17 protein-coding genes and 1 pseudogene are annotated in these 17,829 nt (G+C 34.5%); 13 read left to right on the top strand and 5 right to left on the bottom strand.

Features of this window, described 5'->3' with window-relative positions; translation table 11 throughout:
• The first annotated feature begins 1 nt into the window (after nucleotide 1).
• From VB264_RS14275 to VB264_RS14245, 7 genes are all read left to right on the top strand, one after another.
• Nucleotides 2-1,348, top strand: a complete 1,347-nt coding sequence (locus VB264_RS14275) for a hypothetical protein (protein WP_323250437.1) — start codon at nucleotides 2-4, stop codon at nucleotides 1,346-1,348.
• Nucleotides 1,349-1,435: 87 nt separating this feature from the next.
• Entirely contained in the window at nucleotides 1,436-2,596 is a 1,161-nt protein-coding gene (locus VB264_RS14270; RefSeq protein WP_323250435.1) for a glycosyltransferase family 4 protein, read from the top strand.
• Nucleotides 2,578-3,624: an acyltransferase family protein gene (locus tag VB264_RS14265; RefSeq protein WP_323250433.1), complete on the top strand. Its 1,047-nt coding sequence runs from the start codon at nucleotides 2,578-2,580 to the stop codon at nucleotides 3,622-3,624. Before VB264_RS14270 ends, VB264_RS14265 begins: the two co-directional genes overlap by 19 nt.
• An 8-nt stretch (nucleotides 3,625-3,632) precedes the next feature.
• Entirely contained in the window at nucleotides 3,633-4,781 is a 1,149-nt protein-coding gene (locus VB264_RS14260) for a glycosyltransferase (protein WP_323250431.1), read from the top strand.
• Nucleotides 4,781-5,686: a glycosyltransferase family 2 protein gene (locus VB264_RS14255; RefSeq protein WP_323250429.1), complete on the top strand. Its 906-nt coding sequence runs from the start codon at nucleotides 4,781-4,783 to the stop codon at nucleotides 5,684-5,686. The genes VB264_RS14260 and VB264_RS14255 overlap by 1 nt, the downstream gene beginning before the upstream one ends.
• Nucleotides 5,683-6,234 carry a WcaF family extracellular polysaccharide biosynthesis acetyltransferase gene (locus VB264_RS14250; protein ID WP_323250427.1) on the top strand — a complete coding sequence of 184 codons (552 nt, stop codon included), beginning with the start codon at nucleotides 5,683-5,685 and terminating at the stop codon, nucleotides 6,232-6,234. Before VB264_RS14255 ends, VB264_RS14250 begins: the two co-directional genes overlap by 4 nt.
• A 114-nt stretch (nucleotides 6,235-6,348) precedes the next feature.
• Nucleotides 6,349-7,512, top strand: coding sequence for a glycosyltransferase family 4 protein (locus VB264_RS14245; protein ID WP_323250425.1), 1,164 nt, complete (start codon nucleotides 6,349-6,351; stop codon nucleotides 7,510-7,512).
• On the opposite strand, the gene VB264_RS14240 is transcribed toward VB264_RS14245, so the two are convergent.
• From VB264_RS14240 to VB264_RS14225, 4 genes are all read right to left on the bottom strand, one after another.
• Complete coding sequence (locus VB264_RS14240) at nucleotides 7,509-8,597, bottom strand: hypothetical protein (protein WP_323250423.1); 1,089 nt, start codon at nucleotides 8,595-8,597, stop codon at nucleotides 7,509-7,511. The genes VB264_RS14245 and VB264_RS14240 overlap by 4 nt on opposite strands.
• Nucleotides 8,598-8,798: 201 nt before the next feature.
• The gene (locus VB264_RS14235; protein WP_323250421.1) at nucleotides 8,799-9,971 is read right to left on the bottom strand and encodes a glycosyltransferase family 9 protein; all 1,173 of its coding nucleotides are present in this window, start codon (nucleotides 9,969-9,971) and stop codon (nucleotides 8,799-8,801) included.
• A 41-nt stretch (nucleotides 9,972-10,012) separates the two neighbouring features.
• Complete coding sequence (locus VB264_RS14230; RefSeq protein WP_323250419.1) at nucleotides 10,013-10,999, bottom strand: glycosyl transferase; 987 nt, start codon at nucleotides 10,997-10,999, stop codon at nucleotides 10,013-10,015.
• Between the two features lie 218 nt (nucleotides 11,000-11,217).
• Nucleotides 11,218-12,198 (bottom strand): DNA/RNA non-specific endonuclease, encoded by a 981-nt coding sequence (locus VB264_RS14225; RefSeq protein WP_323250417.1) that lies wholly within the window; start codon nucleotides 12,196-12,198, stop codon nucleotides 11,218-11,220.
• Nucleotides 12,199-12,331: 133 nt separating this feature from the next.
• On the opposite strand from VB264_RS14225, the gene VB264_RS14220 reads away from it, so the two are divergent.
• Nucleotides 12,332-13,552 carry a BaiN/RdsA family NAD(P)/FAD-dependent oxidoreductase gene (locus VB264_RS14220; protein WP_323250415.1) on the top strand — a complete coding sequence of 407 codons (1,221 nt, stop codon included), beginning with the start codon at nucleotides 12,332-12,334 and terminating at the stop codon, nucleotides 13,550-13,552.
• 57 nt (nucleotides 13,553-13,609) lie between these two features.
• A complete protein-coding gene (locus tag VB264_RS14215; RefSeq protein ID WP_323250413.1) occupies nucleotides 13,610-14,431 on the top strand; it encodes a purine-nucleoside phosphorylase in 822 nt (273 codons plus the stop codon).
• 351 nt (nucleotides 14,432-14,782) lie between these two features.
• On the opposite strand, the gene VB264_RS14210 is transcribed toward VB264_RS14215, so the two are convergent.
• Nucleotides 14,783-15,109: a tetratricopeptide repeat protein gene (locus tag VB264_RS14210; protein WP_323250412.1), complete on the bottom strand. Its 327-nt coding sequence runs from the start codon at nucleotides 15,107-15,109 to the stop codon at nucleotides 14,783-14,785.
• A 166-nt stretch (nucleotides 15,110-15,275) separates the two neighbouring features.
• Here VB264_RS14210 and VB264_RS14205 point away from each other — a divergent pair, with 166 nt between their 5' ends.
• The 4 genes and pseudogenes from VB264_RS14205 to VB264_RS14190 form a co-directional block, all read left to right on the top strand.
• Nucleotides 15,276-16,010, top strand: a complete 735-nt coding sequence (locus VB264_RS14205) for an electron transfer flavoprotein subunit beta/FixA family protein (RefSeq protein WP_323250410.1) — start codon at nucleotides 15,276-15,278, stop codon at nucleotides 16,008-16,010.
• A 52-nt stretch (nucleotides 16,011-16,062) separates the two neighbouring features.
• A complete protein-coding gene (locus tag VB264_RS14200) occupies nucleotides 16,063-17,028 on the top strand; it encodes an electron transfer flavoprotein subunit alpha/FixB family protein (RefSeq protein WP_323250408.1) in 966 nt (321 codons plus the stop codon).
• A gap of 225 nt (nucleotides 17,029-17,253) precedes the next feature.
• Nucleotides 17,254-17,607: an ISAon1 family transposase N-terminal region protein gene (locus tag VB264_RS14195; RefSeq protein WP_323250407.1), complete on the top strand. Its 354-nt coding sequence runs from the start codon at nucleotides 17,254-17,256 to the stop codon at nucleotides 17,605-17,607.
• Nucleotides 17,600-17,829, top strand: a pseudogene (locus VB264_RS14190) (ISAon1 family transposase); the annotation flags it as partial. The gene VB264_RS14195 and the pseudogene VB264_RS14190, both read left to right, overlap by 8 nt.

Below are 17,829 nucleotides of genomic sequence, written 5' to 3'. Positions count from 1 at the left end.
TATGAAAGAGTACTTCAATTTTAAATATAGTCGTCAATCTTTAGGTTTGTTCATAGTATTTATGGGAAACCCATTGATTTTCTTTTTTAAAGAATACTTAGGCTTTGGGGGTAGTTCTACTTTCACTATCGGGAGCTTATTTATAGGCTTAGTATTATTGATTTCCCCAGGCGACCTCTTTAGGAAATTTTATAAACCTAATATTCCTATTACGAGGGTCGCAATGTTTTTCCTAATCATCTCGTTGTTAGCGTGTTTATTCTATAATCCCTTTTTTGGATACGATAACGACCGTACTGCCTTTACCCGAGATATAGGAAACTTTATTTTTATTTTCGCTTTTTATTTCTTGATAGTAGGCGTATCTAATGAAGTAGCCAATTATTTTCTGCCTATAGCGCTGCTATTTACTTTTTTCGGAAGTGTTTGTTTAATCTATTCAATGGCTACCAACCCTTTATTTATTATTGGACAAAGAGCAACGGTAGTGTTTGGAGATGGAACAAGCACAGCCAGTGGAAACCCCCACGTGTATGCACGAAATGCTTTTGCAGGCGTGTTTGCTTCTTATTTCTTCTTAAAGTCTAAAAATATTCTGTGGAAGCTATTTGCTTTTTTTAACCTTATTCTTTCATTAGTAGTATTGATTCTAGCCCAAGCAAGATCTATTTTACTTGCTTTCTTATTTTCAGTAGCGTTATTTGTGTACTTCAATGTTGGGAAAGATACTGTTAAAGTATTTTTAAGGGCCTTATTCAAGCCGCTAAATTTAATTTATATCTGTCTGTTTTTTGCTGGATTGCTTTATTTTATCAGTACGCAACAGCGGATAATAGATATTATTGATTTATACTATAATACCTTCTTGGAGACTTTTTCAAAAGCATTACTAACAGCTTTTGGACTTGGGGGTGAAAAAAACGTCGATATGTCGGCGATGGGTAGGGTTAATAATATCGATTTAATTATTTTTCTCTTTTCCGAAATTCCCTATGCCTTTATTCTGGGTGGTGGGTTTAGGTTTTTTTATGTAGATGTACCTGTTATTGAAACCTTTGTAGATTTAGGAATTGCTGGCGTAGTATCATTTTGTTTGATGAACTATATGATTTTTAAAGAAGCTGTTTATACATTAAAAAGGAAAATAAATCCATTTGCTTGTTTTGTAGCCTATTTCTATATGACCTACTTCGTCGGGATTTTTACAGGTGGAGAACCCTACGGAACTTCCTATTGGTTTATATTCATTGTCGCCATTCGCTTCTTGGGAATAAAATACATAAAAGAAGAACCTGAAGACGACTTGAAAGAAAATGAGCTTGCTCCTTTAGAACCAGCCGTTAAGTAACATCATTAATTTCTATTAATAATCGCCAGCAAACAAGGCTTATAGCATCGTGGATGAGATTCATAAAGCTAATTTGCTTCTTAAAAAATGAAGGTTTTAATTGTTCATAATCAACTTTGGGCTCACTACAAAGCGATTATTTTTAATGAATTGCAATTAATTTCAAATCAGGAAAATGATTTTGAACTATTAGTTTTGCAGTTAGCTAAAATTGAAAAAAGCCGTTTGAAGTTTGATGATACTAGCTTGTTTAAGCATGAATATAATTATGAACTACTTCATGATGGCGTGCTTGAAGAATTGGGCTTAAAACAGCGAATAGTAGGCATTTTAAAGACAGTTAAGACTTTTAAGCCAGATATTGTCAACCTGACTGGTTATTATGATATAGCGTCGTGGTTTATCTTATTGTATTGCAAGTTAAAAGGTATCAAAACGGTGCTTTCAAATGAATCTACAGGAGGCGACCATCAGCGGAGTTTTTTGAAAGAATCGTTTAAATCGTTCATCATCAAACAATTTGATGGGTTCTTTAATTTTGGGCAATTATCAAAAGATTATATGTTAGCTTTAGGCGCTAAACCCGCACAAATGCTTGTGAATAGGAATTGTGTGGATAATCAATTGCTCCGAAAAATTTACCTAGAAAATCATAAAGACAGCGATAAACAAAAGACCATCTTAAATTTACCAAAGCACAACTTTATTTTTGTTGGGCGACTGATAGAATTTAAAAACTTATTCAAGCTATTAGATGCTTTTAAAGTTGCTATGGGAAATGCAGCAGACCAAGATTGGGGTTTAATAATACTAGGCGATGGTGACTTGAAATCTCCTTTACAACAATATGTACAAGAAGAAACCATTGATAAAGTTTTCTTTTTTGAAGGTGTAAATTGGCAAAAAGTACCCGCTTATCTAGCCCTGAGTGATGTATTAGTCCTGCCAAGTTATTCAGAGCCGTGGGGATTAGTAGTCAACGAAGCTATGGCTTGTGGTTTACCCGTAGCAGTTTCAAAGAAATGCGGTTGTGCTAATGAATTAGTAAAAGAATCTGTCAATGGATTTACCTTTAATCCAAGTAGTGTAAACGAAATATCTGAAACATTGATAAAGTTTATGAATACCGAACTGGATTTATTAAAAATGGGAGAGGCCTCTCAAGATATTATTCAGACGTATTCACCCAGTAATGTTGCCCAAGAAATGTTTCATGGATATAAAAGATTATGTCATCCAAAAAAGTAATTAATTCAATACAATTTTTAAGAGGTTTTGCGGCTTTTGTGGTAGTATTTTATCATATTGGAGGCTACATAAAAAAGAATTTTCCTGTTAGTTTTTTAGGAGATTTTTTTGGTTTTGGCTTTGCAGGTGTCGATTTATTCTTCGTAATAAGTGGTTTTATTATTCATTTCACGAGCAAACAATATTTAGACCAACCAGCCTACTTTACTGAATACTTAAAAAAGAGGTTTCTAAGAGTATTCCCGATTTACTGGGTTGTAATGACGGGGCTATTTTTATTAGGATGGCTCATCAGCAATGTTTTGAATAAAGATGTTTTTAGTACCGCTTATCCACATACATTTTCAGCCTATTTCCAAACCTATTTCCTCGTCCCTTTTCACTTTGCTATTAATCCTGTTACTTGGACACTCAGTTTCGAGCTTTTCTTTTACTTATGCTTTTCATTATTAATACTTTCTAAAAGGCTTTGGTTTATTCCAGTAGCTATTTTGCTGGGTTCTATCATCAATATGATAGTCGGTAATAACTTCGATAGTAGATATTTCAATTTTGTTTTTAGCAGTTATAACCTTGAATTTTTCTTTGGATTCTTGATTTGTGGATATTATGAAAGATTCAAATTGAATAATATTGTCTCAATATTTATTTTAATTTTCGCTCTTATCATAATCGTTAGCTTGGGTTTCGAAATTAGTGATTACGACTACTGGAAACGTGTTTTGGTATTTGGATTCCCCTCAGGGCTAATCCTGATAGCTTTGCTAAACTTGGAAGCTAATAAGGCTATCATAATCCCTAAATTTACTATTTTATTGGGCGATGCATCCTATGTTTTGTATCTGATACATTTTCCTATGTTACTTTTGTTGAATAAAATTCCATCAATTATTGGAAGCACTTTATCTGTCAACCAAACTGTTTATTATAATTATTTAATAGGCATCATGATTATCTTAGCGAGTATTGTGATGCATAAAATGATAGAAAAGCCACTTTCTAAATACTTGATGAATTTATCAAAATGATAAAACCTGTGAAGATTTTAAATATCTGTGCATATTCTTGGGACATCGGAGGCCCCCCAAAAATTATTTATGACCACGCCGTAGAACAAATAAAGCTAGGGGCAGAGGTAACAATTTTGACGCCATTTACCGAAGGACAAAAACTATATGAATTACCCGAGGGTGCTAAAATAGTAGTTTGTAAAAGACACTGGTTGGCTAAATTTTGGGCAGAGTTTTCTCCTGAATTGTTTTTTTGGATTAAAAAACATGGTAATGAATACGATGTTATCCATATTCATGGACTTTGGCATTTTGCAGGGCTAGCGCCTTATTTAGCAGGAGTTACTACCGCAAAATGTATTACGATTCATGGTTTATTAGACCGTTGGGCTTTGGCAAATGGCTATTGGAAGAAAAAGCTTTTTGGGGTACTTTTTCAAAAAAGAGTATTGGATAATACCGAACTGATTCAGATTAACAACCTAGATGAACAAGAAGATTTAAAAAACTTTTTAGGGCATACTCACCCAAATGTGAAAATTGTACCGAATGGGATGAATTTGAGTAATTTCAAAGAATTGCCAAAGAAAGGAGTTTTTAGAAAAAAGTATCAGCTTCAGCATGATAAAAAACTGATATTGTTTTTAAGCAGAATAAATATTAAAAAAGGGTTAGATTTGCTTCTGCCAGCTTTCAAAGAAGTTTTGGCTACAAGAAACGATTGTATATTAGTATTAGCGGGGCCAGACGACGGCTATTTGGCTGAAACACAAAAATTTATTGAAACAGAGTCTTTACAAGAAAATATAAAACTAGTAGGAATGCTAGTGGGCGACGATAAGTTGGCTGCTTTTGCTGATGCTGATATTTTTACGTTACCATCACATTCTGAAGGATTTTCGATTGCTACGCTCGAAGCTTTAGTTTCTGGCATTCCTTCGTTATTATCTGATAGAGTAGGCTTTGGAGAGAGTATTCGTGAAACAAATGCCGCTCATTTAGTAGAGCTCAATACCCGAAGTATTGTGGAGGGATTGAATAAGATGCTTGATGATGAAAAATATCGTGAGTATCTGGCCAATAATGGAAAAGCTTTGGTCAAAGAAAAATATGATATAGCATTGGTTGCTAAAAATTTATTTGAAGAGTTTAAGAAAATTGCTAACAAAAATTAATGCAAGATATTTCCGTCATCATCCTAACTTTTAATGAAGAAAAACACATCAAACGATGTGTAGAATCTTTGTTGGCATTTACAGATAAAATATTCATTGTAGATTCAGGGTCGACTGATAAAACTGTTGAGATTGCAGAATCACTAGGAGCGAAAGTAGTACAGCGTCCGTGGGTGAATTATGCTATTCAGTTCAATTATGGTATTCAGCATAATCCATACAATACTACGTGGTTGATGAGGATGGATGCTGACGAGTATGTGTTGCCGGCTTTGGCGGAGGAAATCAACCAAAAATTATCAGGGACTGCTCCAGAGATAGGAGGGATGTATATTAAAAGGAGGGTGATATTTTTTGATAAATGGATTCGTCATGGTGCATATTATCCTATCTGGTTACTGAGAATCTGGCGAAGCGGACAAGGGGCTTGTGAGGAAAGCTGGATGGATGAACACATTACGCTGACTAGCGGGAAAACTATTCAAATGGAAAATGATATTGTAGATCATAATTTGAATAACCTTACGTGGTGGACTCAAAAACATAATTTATATGCCATCAGAGAAGTAATTGACTTGTTAAATATCAAATACAATTTCCGCAACTTCGAATCGGTTGAACCTAAATTTTTTGGTTCTCAGGAACAAAGAACAAGATTCTTGAAAGTGAAGTATGCTTCTATTCCCCTGTTTATTCGCCCTATCATTTACTTTATCTATCGATACATTGTTAGATTTGGGTTTTTAGATGGCAAACAAGGATTTATTTGGCATTTTTTACAGGGGTTCTGGTATAGATTTTTAGTGGATGCTAAAGTGTACGAAGTGTATCATCGTGTCGGAAAAGATAAAAAAGCGATTGAAAAATTCTTTAAAGATGAGTTTAATAAAGATTTAACAAAATGAAAACAACCGACTTATCTAAGTACGATAATTCTTGGTACAAACCGGGCAATTTTTTACTAAGAACGCTCTGGCATATAGTAGGTTCAATACTCATTAATTCTAACATACCTTTTCCTGTATCGTTAAAGATTTCTGTCCTAAAATTGTTTGGAGCAAAAATTGGCAAAGGTGTAATGATAAAACCTCAGGTATGTATAAAATATCCTTGGTTTTTAGAAATTGGTGATTTTGTGTGGATTGGCGAAATGGTTTGGATTGATAATCTAACCAAAATAAGCTTAGGAAATCATGTTTGTTTGTCGCAAGGCTCCATGTTGTTAACAGGGAATCATGATTATACCAAGAGTACCTTTGATTTAAAAGTAGCTGAAATACATTTAGAAGATGGCGTTTGGATAGGAGCAAAATCTGTTGTATGTCCGGGTGTAGTAGCAAAATCGCATTCTGTTTTATCTGTAAACTCTGTTGCTACTAAAGAGATGCAACCTTATATGATATATCAGGGAAATCCTGCGAAAGAAATAAGACAACGACACATCAACGATTAAACCGTTTGGTGCTTTTGTATTTTAATTGTAATTTGACTGGCATTAAACCCTCCAACGTAGATTCTATTAGTATAACGCTTAATAGGCTTGAATAATTTTGAATGTATAATAGCAATGAATAATTCTTTTTGGACATTTTACAATAGTAACCTTTTTCATGTCATTGTTTCAACAGTGGTTGCTTGTGCTACATCAATTACAGCCATTCCTGTTATTATTAATATTTCGACACTTAAAAACTTAATGGCAAGTCCGATAGAAAGGAGTTCCCATCAACAAGCTACTCCTACTTTAGGAGGCGTAGCAGTATTTGCTTCGATGTTAATTAGTTACTTTCTATGGGAAAACCCTGACGAAGGTCAGTTAATACACCTCTCTATTTCTTCTATCGTTATTTTGTTCTTTTTAGGCGTAAAAGATGATATTCTGATTTTGGCTCCAAAGAAAAAGATGTATGTACAGATTGGTGCTTCGTTATTAGTAGTAGTGCTTGGAGATTTAAGAATAGAAAACCTTTTTGGTATTTTTGGCATTTACTCCGTTCCTTATATCATCAGTTTACCGCTTACAGTTTTTGTCTTTATTGCGTTGATTAATGCCGTAAACCTAATTGATGGTATCGATGGACTAATGGGGGGAATTGGTATGATAGCAGGGGGATTGTTTGGAATTTGGTTTTATTTAAATGAACATTATGCTTTGGCTTGTTTAGCAGCCTCAATGGCTGGGGCATTATTAGGGTTCTTAAGATTTAACTTTTCAAAGACATCCAAAATCTTTATGGGTGATACTGGCTCATTGATTGTAGGCTTTATTTTGGCTCTTTTCGCCGTGAGATTTATTCAGTTAAATGTTCAATATCGCTTCGACCCTAACAGTACTTTTGCAGCACCCATACTAGCAATTATCGTATTGGTAGTGCCAATTTTTGATACACTAAGAGTGTTCATTATTCGATTGAAAAATAAGAAATCTCCTTTTGTAGCGGACAGAAACCACCTTCACCACCTTTTGATTGATAGTGGTTTAAGTCATTTTCAAGCGTCGTTGGTACTTTGGTGTTTTACCATTATTTCTACGTTACTATTTGTTTTTATTAGCAAGAACGCCGAAAATACTACTTCCCTTTACTTGTTATGTTTATTGTTTGTAGTTTATATGACAGTAGCACATTTACTAAAAACAAATAACCAAAAGCGTTTATTGAAGCTACAAAAACAGACTAAATCGGAAGTTGAAACTGAAAAACCAGAGACAGAAGAAGCATTTAAAGCTTAGTCTTGATTTAGTTTTTTAGTGCTTTCTTTTATCTTTTGTCCAATTCTATCTAGCACTTTTTTACTATTCTCTAATTGATCACTCACTGACAAATCTCCGCTATTGTATTTGTCCTGTAAGTCTTTTCTGATAGCTGTCCATTTGTCTTTTTGTTCCAATAAAGCAGTGTAGTTATGTTGTTCTTTCGAATAACTGAAAGGCTGTGCTTTTGATTTGGAACCTTCAGTAGGCCCAGTACTTTTAGGCTCATCAAAGGTTGAAAAATCAGACTTTGATGTTTCTAATTTATTTGTGCTTTGTTTAGGATTTGATTCTTCAAAATTATTTGTCGAATTTTTAGCTGTTTCAGTTGGTTTATTATCTTCAAAATCATCAACTACAGCCTGATTGTTTTGGATAGGTTGCAATGAATCTTTGGGTGTTATATTAACAGTATCTTCAACAACTACTTTATTTTCTTGACGATTAAACATCATTGAAATATCAAAAGTGTTTTTCCTGCCATAAGAATAAGCTAACAGACTGGCTATTACTAAAACAATTGGAATAAATAAGTATTTATCATTTGATTTAGTAATGAATGGATTATTGTCATTAGTGATGACGGGCGTTACTACCTTTTTCTGATCTATTACTTCCAACACTATTACATTGTGTACATTATATACGCTATAAGGAGTATCGATATTAGCGATTTTCAATAAATTCAAACAAGAATCTTTAACACCTGTACTGTTATGAAGAATTTCGTCAATCTCATCCTCAGAGATTTTGTTAATCAGCGATTCTCCGCAGATTAATATTTTATCCCCTTCTTCTAAGTGAAAGGTAATCATTTCTAATTTAGCAGGTTTGGCTAAATATTGTAATTTTTGACCCCTGCGACTGATATAACAATTTGTATCACTAATCCAGTTAATGAGAGAAAGGTCTCCGAGTTCCCAGAAAGCTTGAAGTTCGTGGCTTGGATTTGACTTTTTGGCTAATTTATTAAGGGATCTCTGTATTTTTAAAATAGAGTTTTCCAAAGCCCGATAAGTTTTATCCGATTCATTTAATTCAGAAGGATTAGAAGGATTTGTCATGATTTTGTTATCCATTCAATAAAAACTTATAAAAAACTCAAAATATCTTTTTATAAAAGGGAACAGTGTTCAAAGCTGAAAATAATACGCTGATAAATTATATTGGTTGTCAGGAAATTTAAGCAAAAATAATGCCAATAAAGGTGTTTTGCAAACTACTTTCATCTAATATTCATATATAACTAAATTAAGTTTGTTATGTTAAGATTTTTTAAACTTAAATAATTCGTCCATTGCTTGAGGGACTATTTTTTGTAAAATTCGCTCGTTTAAAGAGGTAATATAATGAATCGTCATTTGCTCTCTGAATGATTTAACGTCTTTTGAATACTTATGGTCATGAATGATATAAGTAGGTTTGGCATTAATCGGGAAATACTCTAAACCCGTGCCTTCTTTAAACAAACATAGCGTAGTTGTTAAGGTGGAGGCAATATGAGCAGGGAAAGAATCTAGCGTAAGGGCGCCGATTGATTCTTTCAGCACAGGAATCATTTGTAAAATGGATAGTTTACCCACTGCATCAATAATTTTTTCAGGATATTTTTTTTCAAGTTCAACATTTAGCTTGCTAGAATATTCTGTAAGACCACATATCATAATTTGAACGTCTGGTCTTTTTTCAAGGATATAATCGCTGATTGTTATCCAAAATGCATTTGAAAACATTCTGTTTTTTGTGCCAGCTTCTGGGAAAATGATAAAATAATCTTTTTGGATGTCGAGTGTATTTTTCTCGTCAGCAGGCATTAATAAAATAGGTTCAATGTTTTTACCCGTTTGTGCAACTCCTAAGCTTCTTAAACTTTGAATCTGCTGATCAATCGAATGGAAGGGTGTAGGAAGCATATAATATTCAATATCTAGTAAACTACCCATTCCTCGTGTACCAAAGCCTATTTTCTGTTCAGCATTTAAAAATGGTAACAGTAAATTAGCATTATAACCAGAATACCTAAAGTCGAAAGAATGAGAATAATATAAATTTTTATGTTCAGCTAAAAATGTCTTGATATCATTTACATATAATTTGAATTTTGCGAAAATAGAAATGGCGCTTCTGTTGGTGCGGTAATGATTAATAAAAAATACTTTATCGTATAGAGGATTATTTACAATTAAATTTTTACACCAACTACCTGCTACTATGTGAATTTCAATATGTGGATGCTTATTCTTCAGCGCATTTATCATATAACTCATCATCAGCATATCGCCAAGGTGACCAAAATTAAAAAGTAAAATTTTGTTGGGTACTATATACTTATTATGTTTAGTTTTTCGGAAAATAAAAACAAAGAAATCAACAAATAAGTCTAATACTCTTAGTCTTAGCTTAGTTGGTCTATTTCCACAATACTCTCTTTTTAGCATAATGTTTTATGAACAGGGGTTAGATTACTACCGAATAGTACTTATTTGTCCGAATTGATTAATTCTACTACTTTCCTAAAAGGCAATTGTAATGCTTTTCGTACTCTTTTATAGCGTTTTACTTTTGGCGGTTTAATATAAAAGCAAGGAATCTTGATATAATAGTCATTAAAGTTTTCTTTTAATTTATGGGCATAGTCTTTAAAAAGAGGAACGATATCAGGTCTTTTTTCAAAAGTTGAACGATCCTGATATTTTGAAACACTATCGGGTTTACTTAATTGATAACCACTATAATGGAAAAAGATTAAAGGCTCATTGTTACTATAGAAATCGTCTTCATGTTTAGTAATTTGCCGCTCGTGAAGATTCCAATAAGCAACATTATAGCCAGGGTGTTTTTCAATCAATACAGCATTTTTATAATAAATAGGAACGAAATTTATCCAGAGTTGGTCTACAAACAAGCCATTGCACAAATCTATTCTACAGTCATTTGTAAGGCGCTCTTTCCACCAGTCAATCATCTCCAAACTTTCCTTGCTTCTAGCAACAGCAATAAAGCCTAAATTATAAATACCAGTGTTTAGATGTGCAATTTCTTTAGTATCATAATCGTCGAGAATCGGCGATGTGATGTGTGGAGTAACTACAATACTTTTTGTATGTAAGCTTTCTATTAATTTACTTAATTTTTGATAAACTATAATATCAGGGTCAAAGTAAATAACATTCTTGATATCTTTTCTATGCTTGAAAAAGTAGTCAAAGTAAAATGGTTTAACAGCAGTATTAAGTTCAGTAATGTCATAATTTTCGCACATAGCATCCAAACAATCAATACCAATCTTATCAATCTCTAGTAGCTGAAAAGGAGGAGTTTTTTCACTATCTAAATTTACTTGATCAAGCCTATCCACTAATCCAATTACATATTCTATATCAGGGTTAGTTTTTTGTAGAGACTGCCCCAGTGTTTGGGCTTGGGCAAGATAATTTATGGAACAAATTGTAAAGGCTAACGTCATAGTTTTTTTTTATTTAAGCTACTACTATGGTAATAAAGTTTAGGGTTAATTTAAAAGTAAGAATAAGTGTGTTTTTTGTGGAATAAACTTAATTTTTCTAATATTTTATCACAAATAACATTATAATGCTATTCAAAAAGATAATATTTTCGAAAATAAAGTTACAACATTATCATTAAACAGACTTGAAATATCTTTAAGATGGTCAATAAAATAACTTAGAACCAATCTTCGGGTCTATTTTTTGTTTCAATTTTTTGCTCTAAACTATCAGGCAGTTTCTCAAAAAAATCAATACCAGTTAATACTTCAATGGAATCAATACTGACAGAAAACGAATTGATAGATTTTACAGAACCCTCGTTTGGAATGACAAATGCAATGGCTTTTTCGTTGTAAGGGTCGTAAACTATTTTATAAAAATGTGTCGGAACAGCCACTAAATTGATTTTTCCAATTGTTTTGAGCCCTTTTTTCAATACTGGCCCTGTGATGATAATCAATTCATTTCTACGAATCACCCACTGACGAATTTTGCTTTCTAAATTACTCCAAATTCCTCGATTAAAATCGGGGGTTTGTGGGGACATGTTCGACATATAGAAAGTTTCGTCTTCCAATGCCTTATCATATTTAAAATCTGCCGCAGGGCATAAGTGCCCACGGTCGTAGCCAGAACGTGAATAATCTCGTGTCTGAGCCGAACCTGTTTCAACGAGGGGGTCTTCGATAAATTCATTAGAGCGTGTTGCGTTGCCATCCACAGCTTCTTTAATCAAACGATGTAAAACCCAAGAAGCTTGCTCATATTCTTCACGATAATTTAAAATAAAGGCTGTATGACGAACAATCTCTTGATTGAATTTTGAAGAAGGAATATAATCGTCTAAACTACCGCCGTCGCTATTTTGGGGCTTACTCTTATTGTCGCCAAAAAGCTTTTCTTTGATGGTTTCTAAGACCGAACTTTCTATTTTATCTTCTATTTTTTTAGATAAATTATCACTAATACCACCCGACTCTTTGTCTGTTTCTTCCTCAGTTTCCTCTGGTATGGATTTTTCTTTTTCGGATGATTTTTTTTGAGTGGTTATTTTCTCAAAATCTTTTTGTAGCGACTTTAAGGGGGCAGGCTTTCCTAGATAATATAAAACAATGCCAAGTAGGAGTAGGAAAAAAAGAAATTTGATTTTGCCCATGATTTTAGGTATTGTTAAGCACCGTTTTAGATTATTAATAGATTTTTGAAAACGCTCAAATGAAATTTACCATTACATTTTTAGTAATTTTGTTTTTCAAGGAAGTACATAAAGGTGGCTTCGATAAGAATCAATGTCAAAAAAAAATATAATAGTGATTGGGGCTGGTGCCGCAGGTTATTTCGGTGCAATCTCGGCCGCTGAAAGTAATCCTGATGCGAAAATAACACTTTTAGAAAAAAATAGGACTGTTTTAAATAAAGTTCGTATCTCTGGTGGTGGGCGTTGTAATGTTACACACGCTTGTTTTGATAATAAACAGCTCGCTAAGTTTTATCCGAGAGGAGGGAGCTTTCTGAAAAATTTGTTTACTCAGTTTAATGCTAAAAATACTGTTGAGTGGTTTGAAAAACAAGGTGTTACGCTAAAGACAGAGCCAGATGGTAGGATGTTTCCAGATACTGATAGTTCTGAAACAATTGCTAGTTGCTTGGAAGAAAAAGCTAAAAAGGTAGGTGTAAAAGTAATTACCTCTACAGGTGTGAAAGCTATATTAACAAATGAAAAAACAGTCACAGGTGTCGAATTGCTTAGTGGCGAAACATTGCCCTGTGAGGCACTATTGATAACTACGGGTGGAAATCCGCAAAAAACTGCTTATCAATGGCTAGCTGATTTAGGACATCAAATTATCGAACCTGTTCCTTCTTTATTCACTTTCAATGTCCCAGATTCTCTTTTTACTGAACTTTCGGGGGTGAGTGTTCAGAACGCATCTGTAAGAATAGCAGGAAAAAAGATGCAACAAGAAGGTGCTTTATTGATTACCCATTGGGGTTTTTCAGGGCCAGCTATTTTAAAACTTTCGGCATGGGGCGCTAGAGAATTAGCCGAAGCGAATTATGATTTTACAGTACTGATTAATTGGAATCCTGAGTTTTCAGAGAACCAAATGAGAGAAAACTTTTTATTACAAAAAAAGGTAAGTCCGAAGAAAATTATTCAATCGAACCCTCAGTTTTCAATACCATCACGCCTTTGGAAAAAACTTTGTGAGCTTTCCGATATTGATGAAACCCTTCGCTGGATAGATATTGCTAATAAATCAACCAATAAATTAATTGAATATTTGCTGAATTGCCCACAGAAGGTGAAAGGAAAAACGACTTTCAAAGAAGAATTTGTTACTTGTGGAGGAATAAATTTGGCAGAGGTTAATCAGCAGACGATGGAAAGTAAATACATCAAAAACCTATTCTTTGCTGGGGAAGTCTTGGATATTGATGCCGTAACAGGAGGCTTTAATTTTCAAGCTGCTTGGACGACGGGCTTTGTGGCAGGCAAAAATATGTAGGGAGGTCGATTGTAAAAGAATAAATACTTATTTCAAAATCAGCTAATTTATACCGAAATGTATTATCAACAAATAGTAAAAACTGCTGAATTTATTCAGCAACAAGTACCTGATTTTAATCCTGATTTTGGTATTATTCTTGGCACAGGTTTAGGGGCTTTGGTGAACGAGATAGACATCATAAAAAGCATTAACTATGCGGATATTCCACATTTTCCTGTATCAACAGTTGAGTTTCACCAAGGCAAATTGATTTTTGGTAAAATAGGCACGAAGCATGTAATTTGTATGCAAGGACGCTTTCATTTTTATGAGGGCTATTCTATGAAGGAAGTTACTTTGCCTGTGAGAATAATGCAACAATTGGGTGTACGTCAGCTAATCGTTTCAAATGCTTCGGGTGGAATGAATCCAGCCTTCAAAGTTGGCGACTTGATGATTATCCAAGACCATATCAGTTTGTTCATGCCTGAAAACCCTTTGACAGGCAAACATATCTCCACCTTTGGTGATCGTTTCCCTGATATGTGCGACCCATATGATTTATCTTTAATCAGCAAAGCCGAAGCTATCGCACAATCATTGAACATAACCGTTCAAAAGGGCGTTTATGTGATGGCTTCTGGACCACAACTAGAAACCCGTGCAGAATATAAATTACTGAGAATGTTAGGTGCCGATGCCGTGGGAATGTCAACCGTTCCTGAAATTATCGTGGCACATCAAATGGGTATAAAATGTTTTGGGATGTCTATTATCACAGACATGGGTATTCCTGAAACCTTACAAAAAGCAAGTTTAGATAAAATTATTGCTGCTGCTAGTAAATCAGAGCCGATGATGACTAAGATAATCAGTGCATTAATCAAAGAATCCTAAAACTAAATCTGTGGTCTTTGGCACACAGACCACGGATTTAGTTTAAAAGTCATGCCATGAATAATGGAATATTTCCGACCTTTTCTATTAGCGGGTGACTTAAGTCCTACTGATTACCCATAAGTTTATAAATTATTAATAATCAGATGATTATCTCTAGCGAGGGGCTTAAGCCCCTCGCTAGAGATGAGGGCTTCAACGCTTGGTTTTAAAGACTATTTATGTACATTTAAGCTAATTTGATCAATAATAACATTTCTATTTCAACTTTTTAAAAGATGTGGGTAATCAGTAGGACTTAAGTCACCCGCTAATAGAAAGTAAGCTATTTTCATTTTCAGACAATCTCTATTACATCTCTAATTCATCTAAAAATAACTGATAAGCCCCTTTCAATTCTTTCAAGGCTTTTTCATTACCTACTTTTTGAGCTAAGACTATCCCATCAGTATAAATCTTTTCAGCTAAATCCGTTTCTCCAAATTCAGAAAATAAAGCCCCTGCATGATAATAAGTAGGCAGGTAGTCTGGATGGTTTTTCAAGAGAAACAAATAAATATTACCTGCTTTTATAGCATCTGATTTCAACAATTCAGTTGCCAATGCATAGTGATTAAAAGGGTTTTCGGGTTCTTCTTCCAGAAACTGTTTTAGTAAAGCTAATCTGTTAAATGACATTTGATAAAATATTTATAAATAATAGTATGCTTGCATACTATTATTAAAACTTTTCGTTATTATTGTGATGAAATAAGGAATACTACAAATTAAACCTTTAAAAGTTAAATTTATCATGTAATTCTTGAAACAAAACTCAAAAGATTAACAAAATAAACGATATACAATGAAAATTTTAGTTTGTGTAACAAGTGTACCCGACACCACAGCGAAAATTTCGTTCACGGACGGAGATACAAAATTCAATAAAGCGGGCGTAACCTATATTACTGGACCCTATGACGATTATGCACTTTCGCGTGCAGTAGAATTAAAAGAACAACATGGAGGCACTGTAACCGTGCTGAATGTGGGCGAAGCAGATGCTGAGCCTGTAATCCGTAAATGTTTGGCAATTGGTGCAGATGATGCTATTCGTGTGAACAGCGAGGCTACTGATTCTTATTTTGTAGCGAGCCAAATTGCTAGTATTGCTGCTCAGGAAAAATACGATTTAATTTTGATGGGACGTGAATCAATCGACTTCAATAGCGGCGTAGTGCATGGACTGGTAGCAGAAATGTTAGGAATTCCTTCTTTATCACCTGTGATGAAACTCAATATTGAAGGTACTACTGCAAAAATCACCCGTGAAATAGAAGGAGGGAAAGAAGATTTAGAAGCTAGCTTGCCCTTAGTATTGGGCTGTCAGGAGCCTATTGCAGAATGGAAGATTCCGAACATGAGAGGTATCATGACGGCAAGAACCAAGCCTTTGAAAGTAGTAGAGCCAGTAGGTGAAGGCTTAACAAGTACAGATAAATATCAATTACCTGCACCAAAAGGAGCTTGCAAAATGATTCCTGCCGAAAATGCTGAAGAACTTATCACGCTATTGAAAACTGAAGCGAAGGTACTGTAAGCGATATTGTGCTTAGTGAATTTATCTTCTTATCATTAAAATCTGAAATAAAATGTCTGTTTTAATATTCACAGAATTAGATAATGGAGCGATAAAAAAATCTTCGCTCGAAGCCGTTTTTTATGGCTCAGAACTTGCTAAGTTGCAAGGCACTTCTGCTACGGTATTAGCCATTGGCGAAGCTTCTGAAAGCGAACTAGCGAAGGCTGGTAATTTTGGTGCAACCAAAGTGCTTCATGCTAGTGATGCTCGTTTAGCCGTTTCAAATATTCAAGCTTATGCCTCTGTATTGACTGAAGCTGTTAATACCGATGGTGCTGATATTGTTGTGCTGGCAAAATCATCGTTGGGAGATGCTGTTGCTGCTAGGGTAGCAGGCAAATTAAAGGCTTCAATCGTTTCTAATGTAACGGCGTTGCCAAATTTAACCAATGGTTTTGTGGTAACTAGGAGCATTTATACAGGTAAGGCTTTTGCTAGTGTGTCACTGAAAAGTGATAAAAAAATCATAGCGATTAAGAAAAATGCGGTGAGCCCTGTTGAAACAAATGATTCAGCTACCGTTGAAGTGTTCGCACCAGCATTAAATGATGCCGACTTTGGCGTGAAATTAATTGAAACTCATAAAGCATCAAGCACTATTTCTTTACCAGAGGCCGACTTAGTTGTATCGGCTGGACGCGGATTGAAAGGCCCAGAAAACTGGGGCATTGTCGAGGACTTAGCGAATGCTTTAGGGGCAGCTACGGCTTGTTCAAAACCAGTTTCTGATTTAGATTGGAGACCTCACCATGAGCACGTTGGACAGACGGGTATAAAGGTTTCTCCTAATTTGTACATTGCTGCTGGTATTTCTGGAGCTATCCAACATTTAGCAGGTGTTAACTCATCAAAAGTAATTGTGGTGATTAATAAAGACCCAGAAGCCCCTTTCTTCAAAGCAGCAGATTATGGTATCGTTGGAGATGTTTTTGATATTTTACCGAGACTGACCAAAGCTGTTTTGGCAGCGAAATAAGTAACTTTACAAAGATTATTTCAAAGACCTGTGAAATTTAAATGTCACAGGTCTTTTATTTTGAATGAATATCCAGAAAACTTTTTTAAATTTATCGGGGTTTATATGGCTCAAGCGGATTTTTTGGGGGATAAAAATTTCAAGCATATATTTTGGCTCAAGTCAAATATTTGGGGGCATCGAATAATTTCTTTTCTTTGCATTGTAAACCAATACTGATTTCCCTTGAATCCATCAGAACAAAGTCTCCTTAGTTTTTTCTTACCAGAAGGTATTCTGGAATATTTCGAATTGACCAAAGTTGAAAAGGTGCAGAAAGAACTTCAGATTTATCTTGAAGAAAAGAATACTGTACCCTCGGGTTATCAGAAAGAAGACCTTGAATCCAAGGGTTTCTTTCCAGAGGTAAGCATCCAAGACTTTCCAATCCGTGGGCAAAAAGTCGCTTTACGGATTAAGAGGCGTCGCTGGACAGTTAAGAAGACAGGTGATATCATCAGCAGGGACTGGGATTTAGTAATAAAAGGAGCTCGAATGACTACGGAATTCGGTCTTTTTTTAAAAGGGATATTTGGATAATTATCCCATCAGCTGTTATCATCTTGGTGAGTATTTCCAAGTTGATGGTAAACAGCTTCAACACCAGTACAAAGAACACATTAGTGATTATAGCGGATGGCCTCAAAAAGAACATGCAGAAGATTGGATGCTATTCTGTGATAATGTAGGTAGCCATTTGAGTATTGATGAAACAGCCTTGTCTAATGGAGAATTATACACTATTGTCACAAACAAACAGGC

Origin of the sequence: Arcicella aquatica, from assembly GCF_034928825.1 — a bacterium.
In the GTDB taxonomy this organism is placed as follows: domain Bacteria; phylum Bacteroidota; class Bacteroidia; order Cytophagales; family Spirosomataceae; genus Arcicella; species Arcicella aquatica.
The sequence above is the reverse complement of the archived record's forward strand: the minus strand, read 5'-3'. Positions and strand labels throughout refer to the sequence as shown.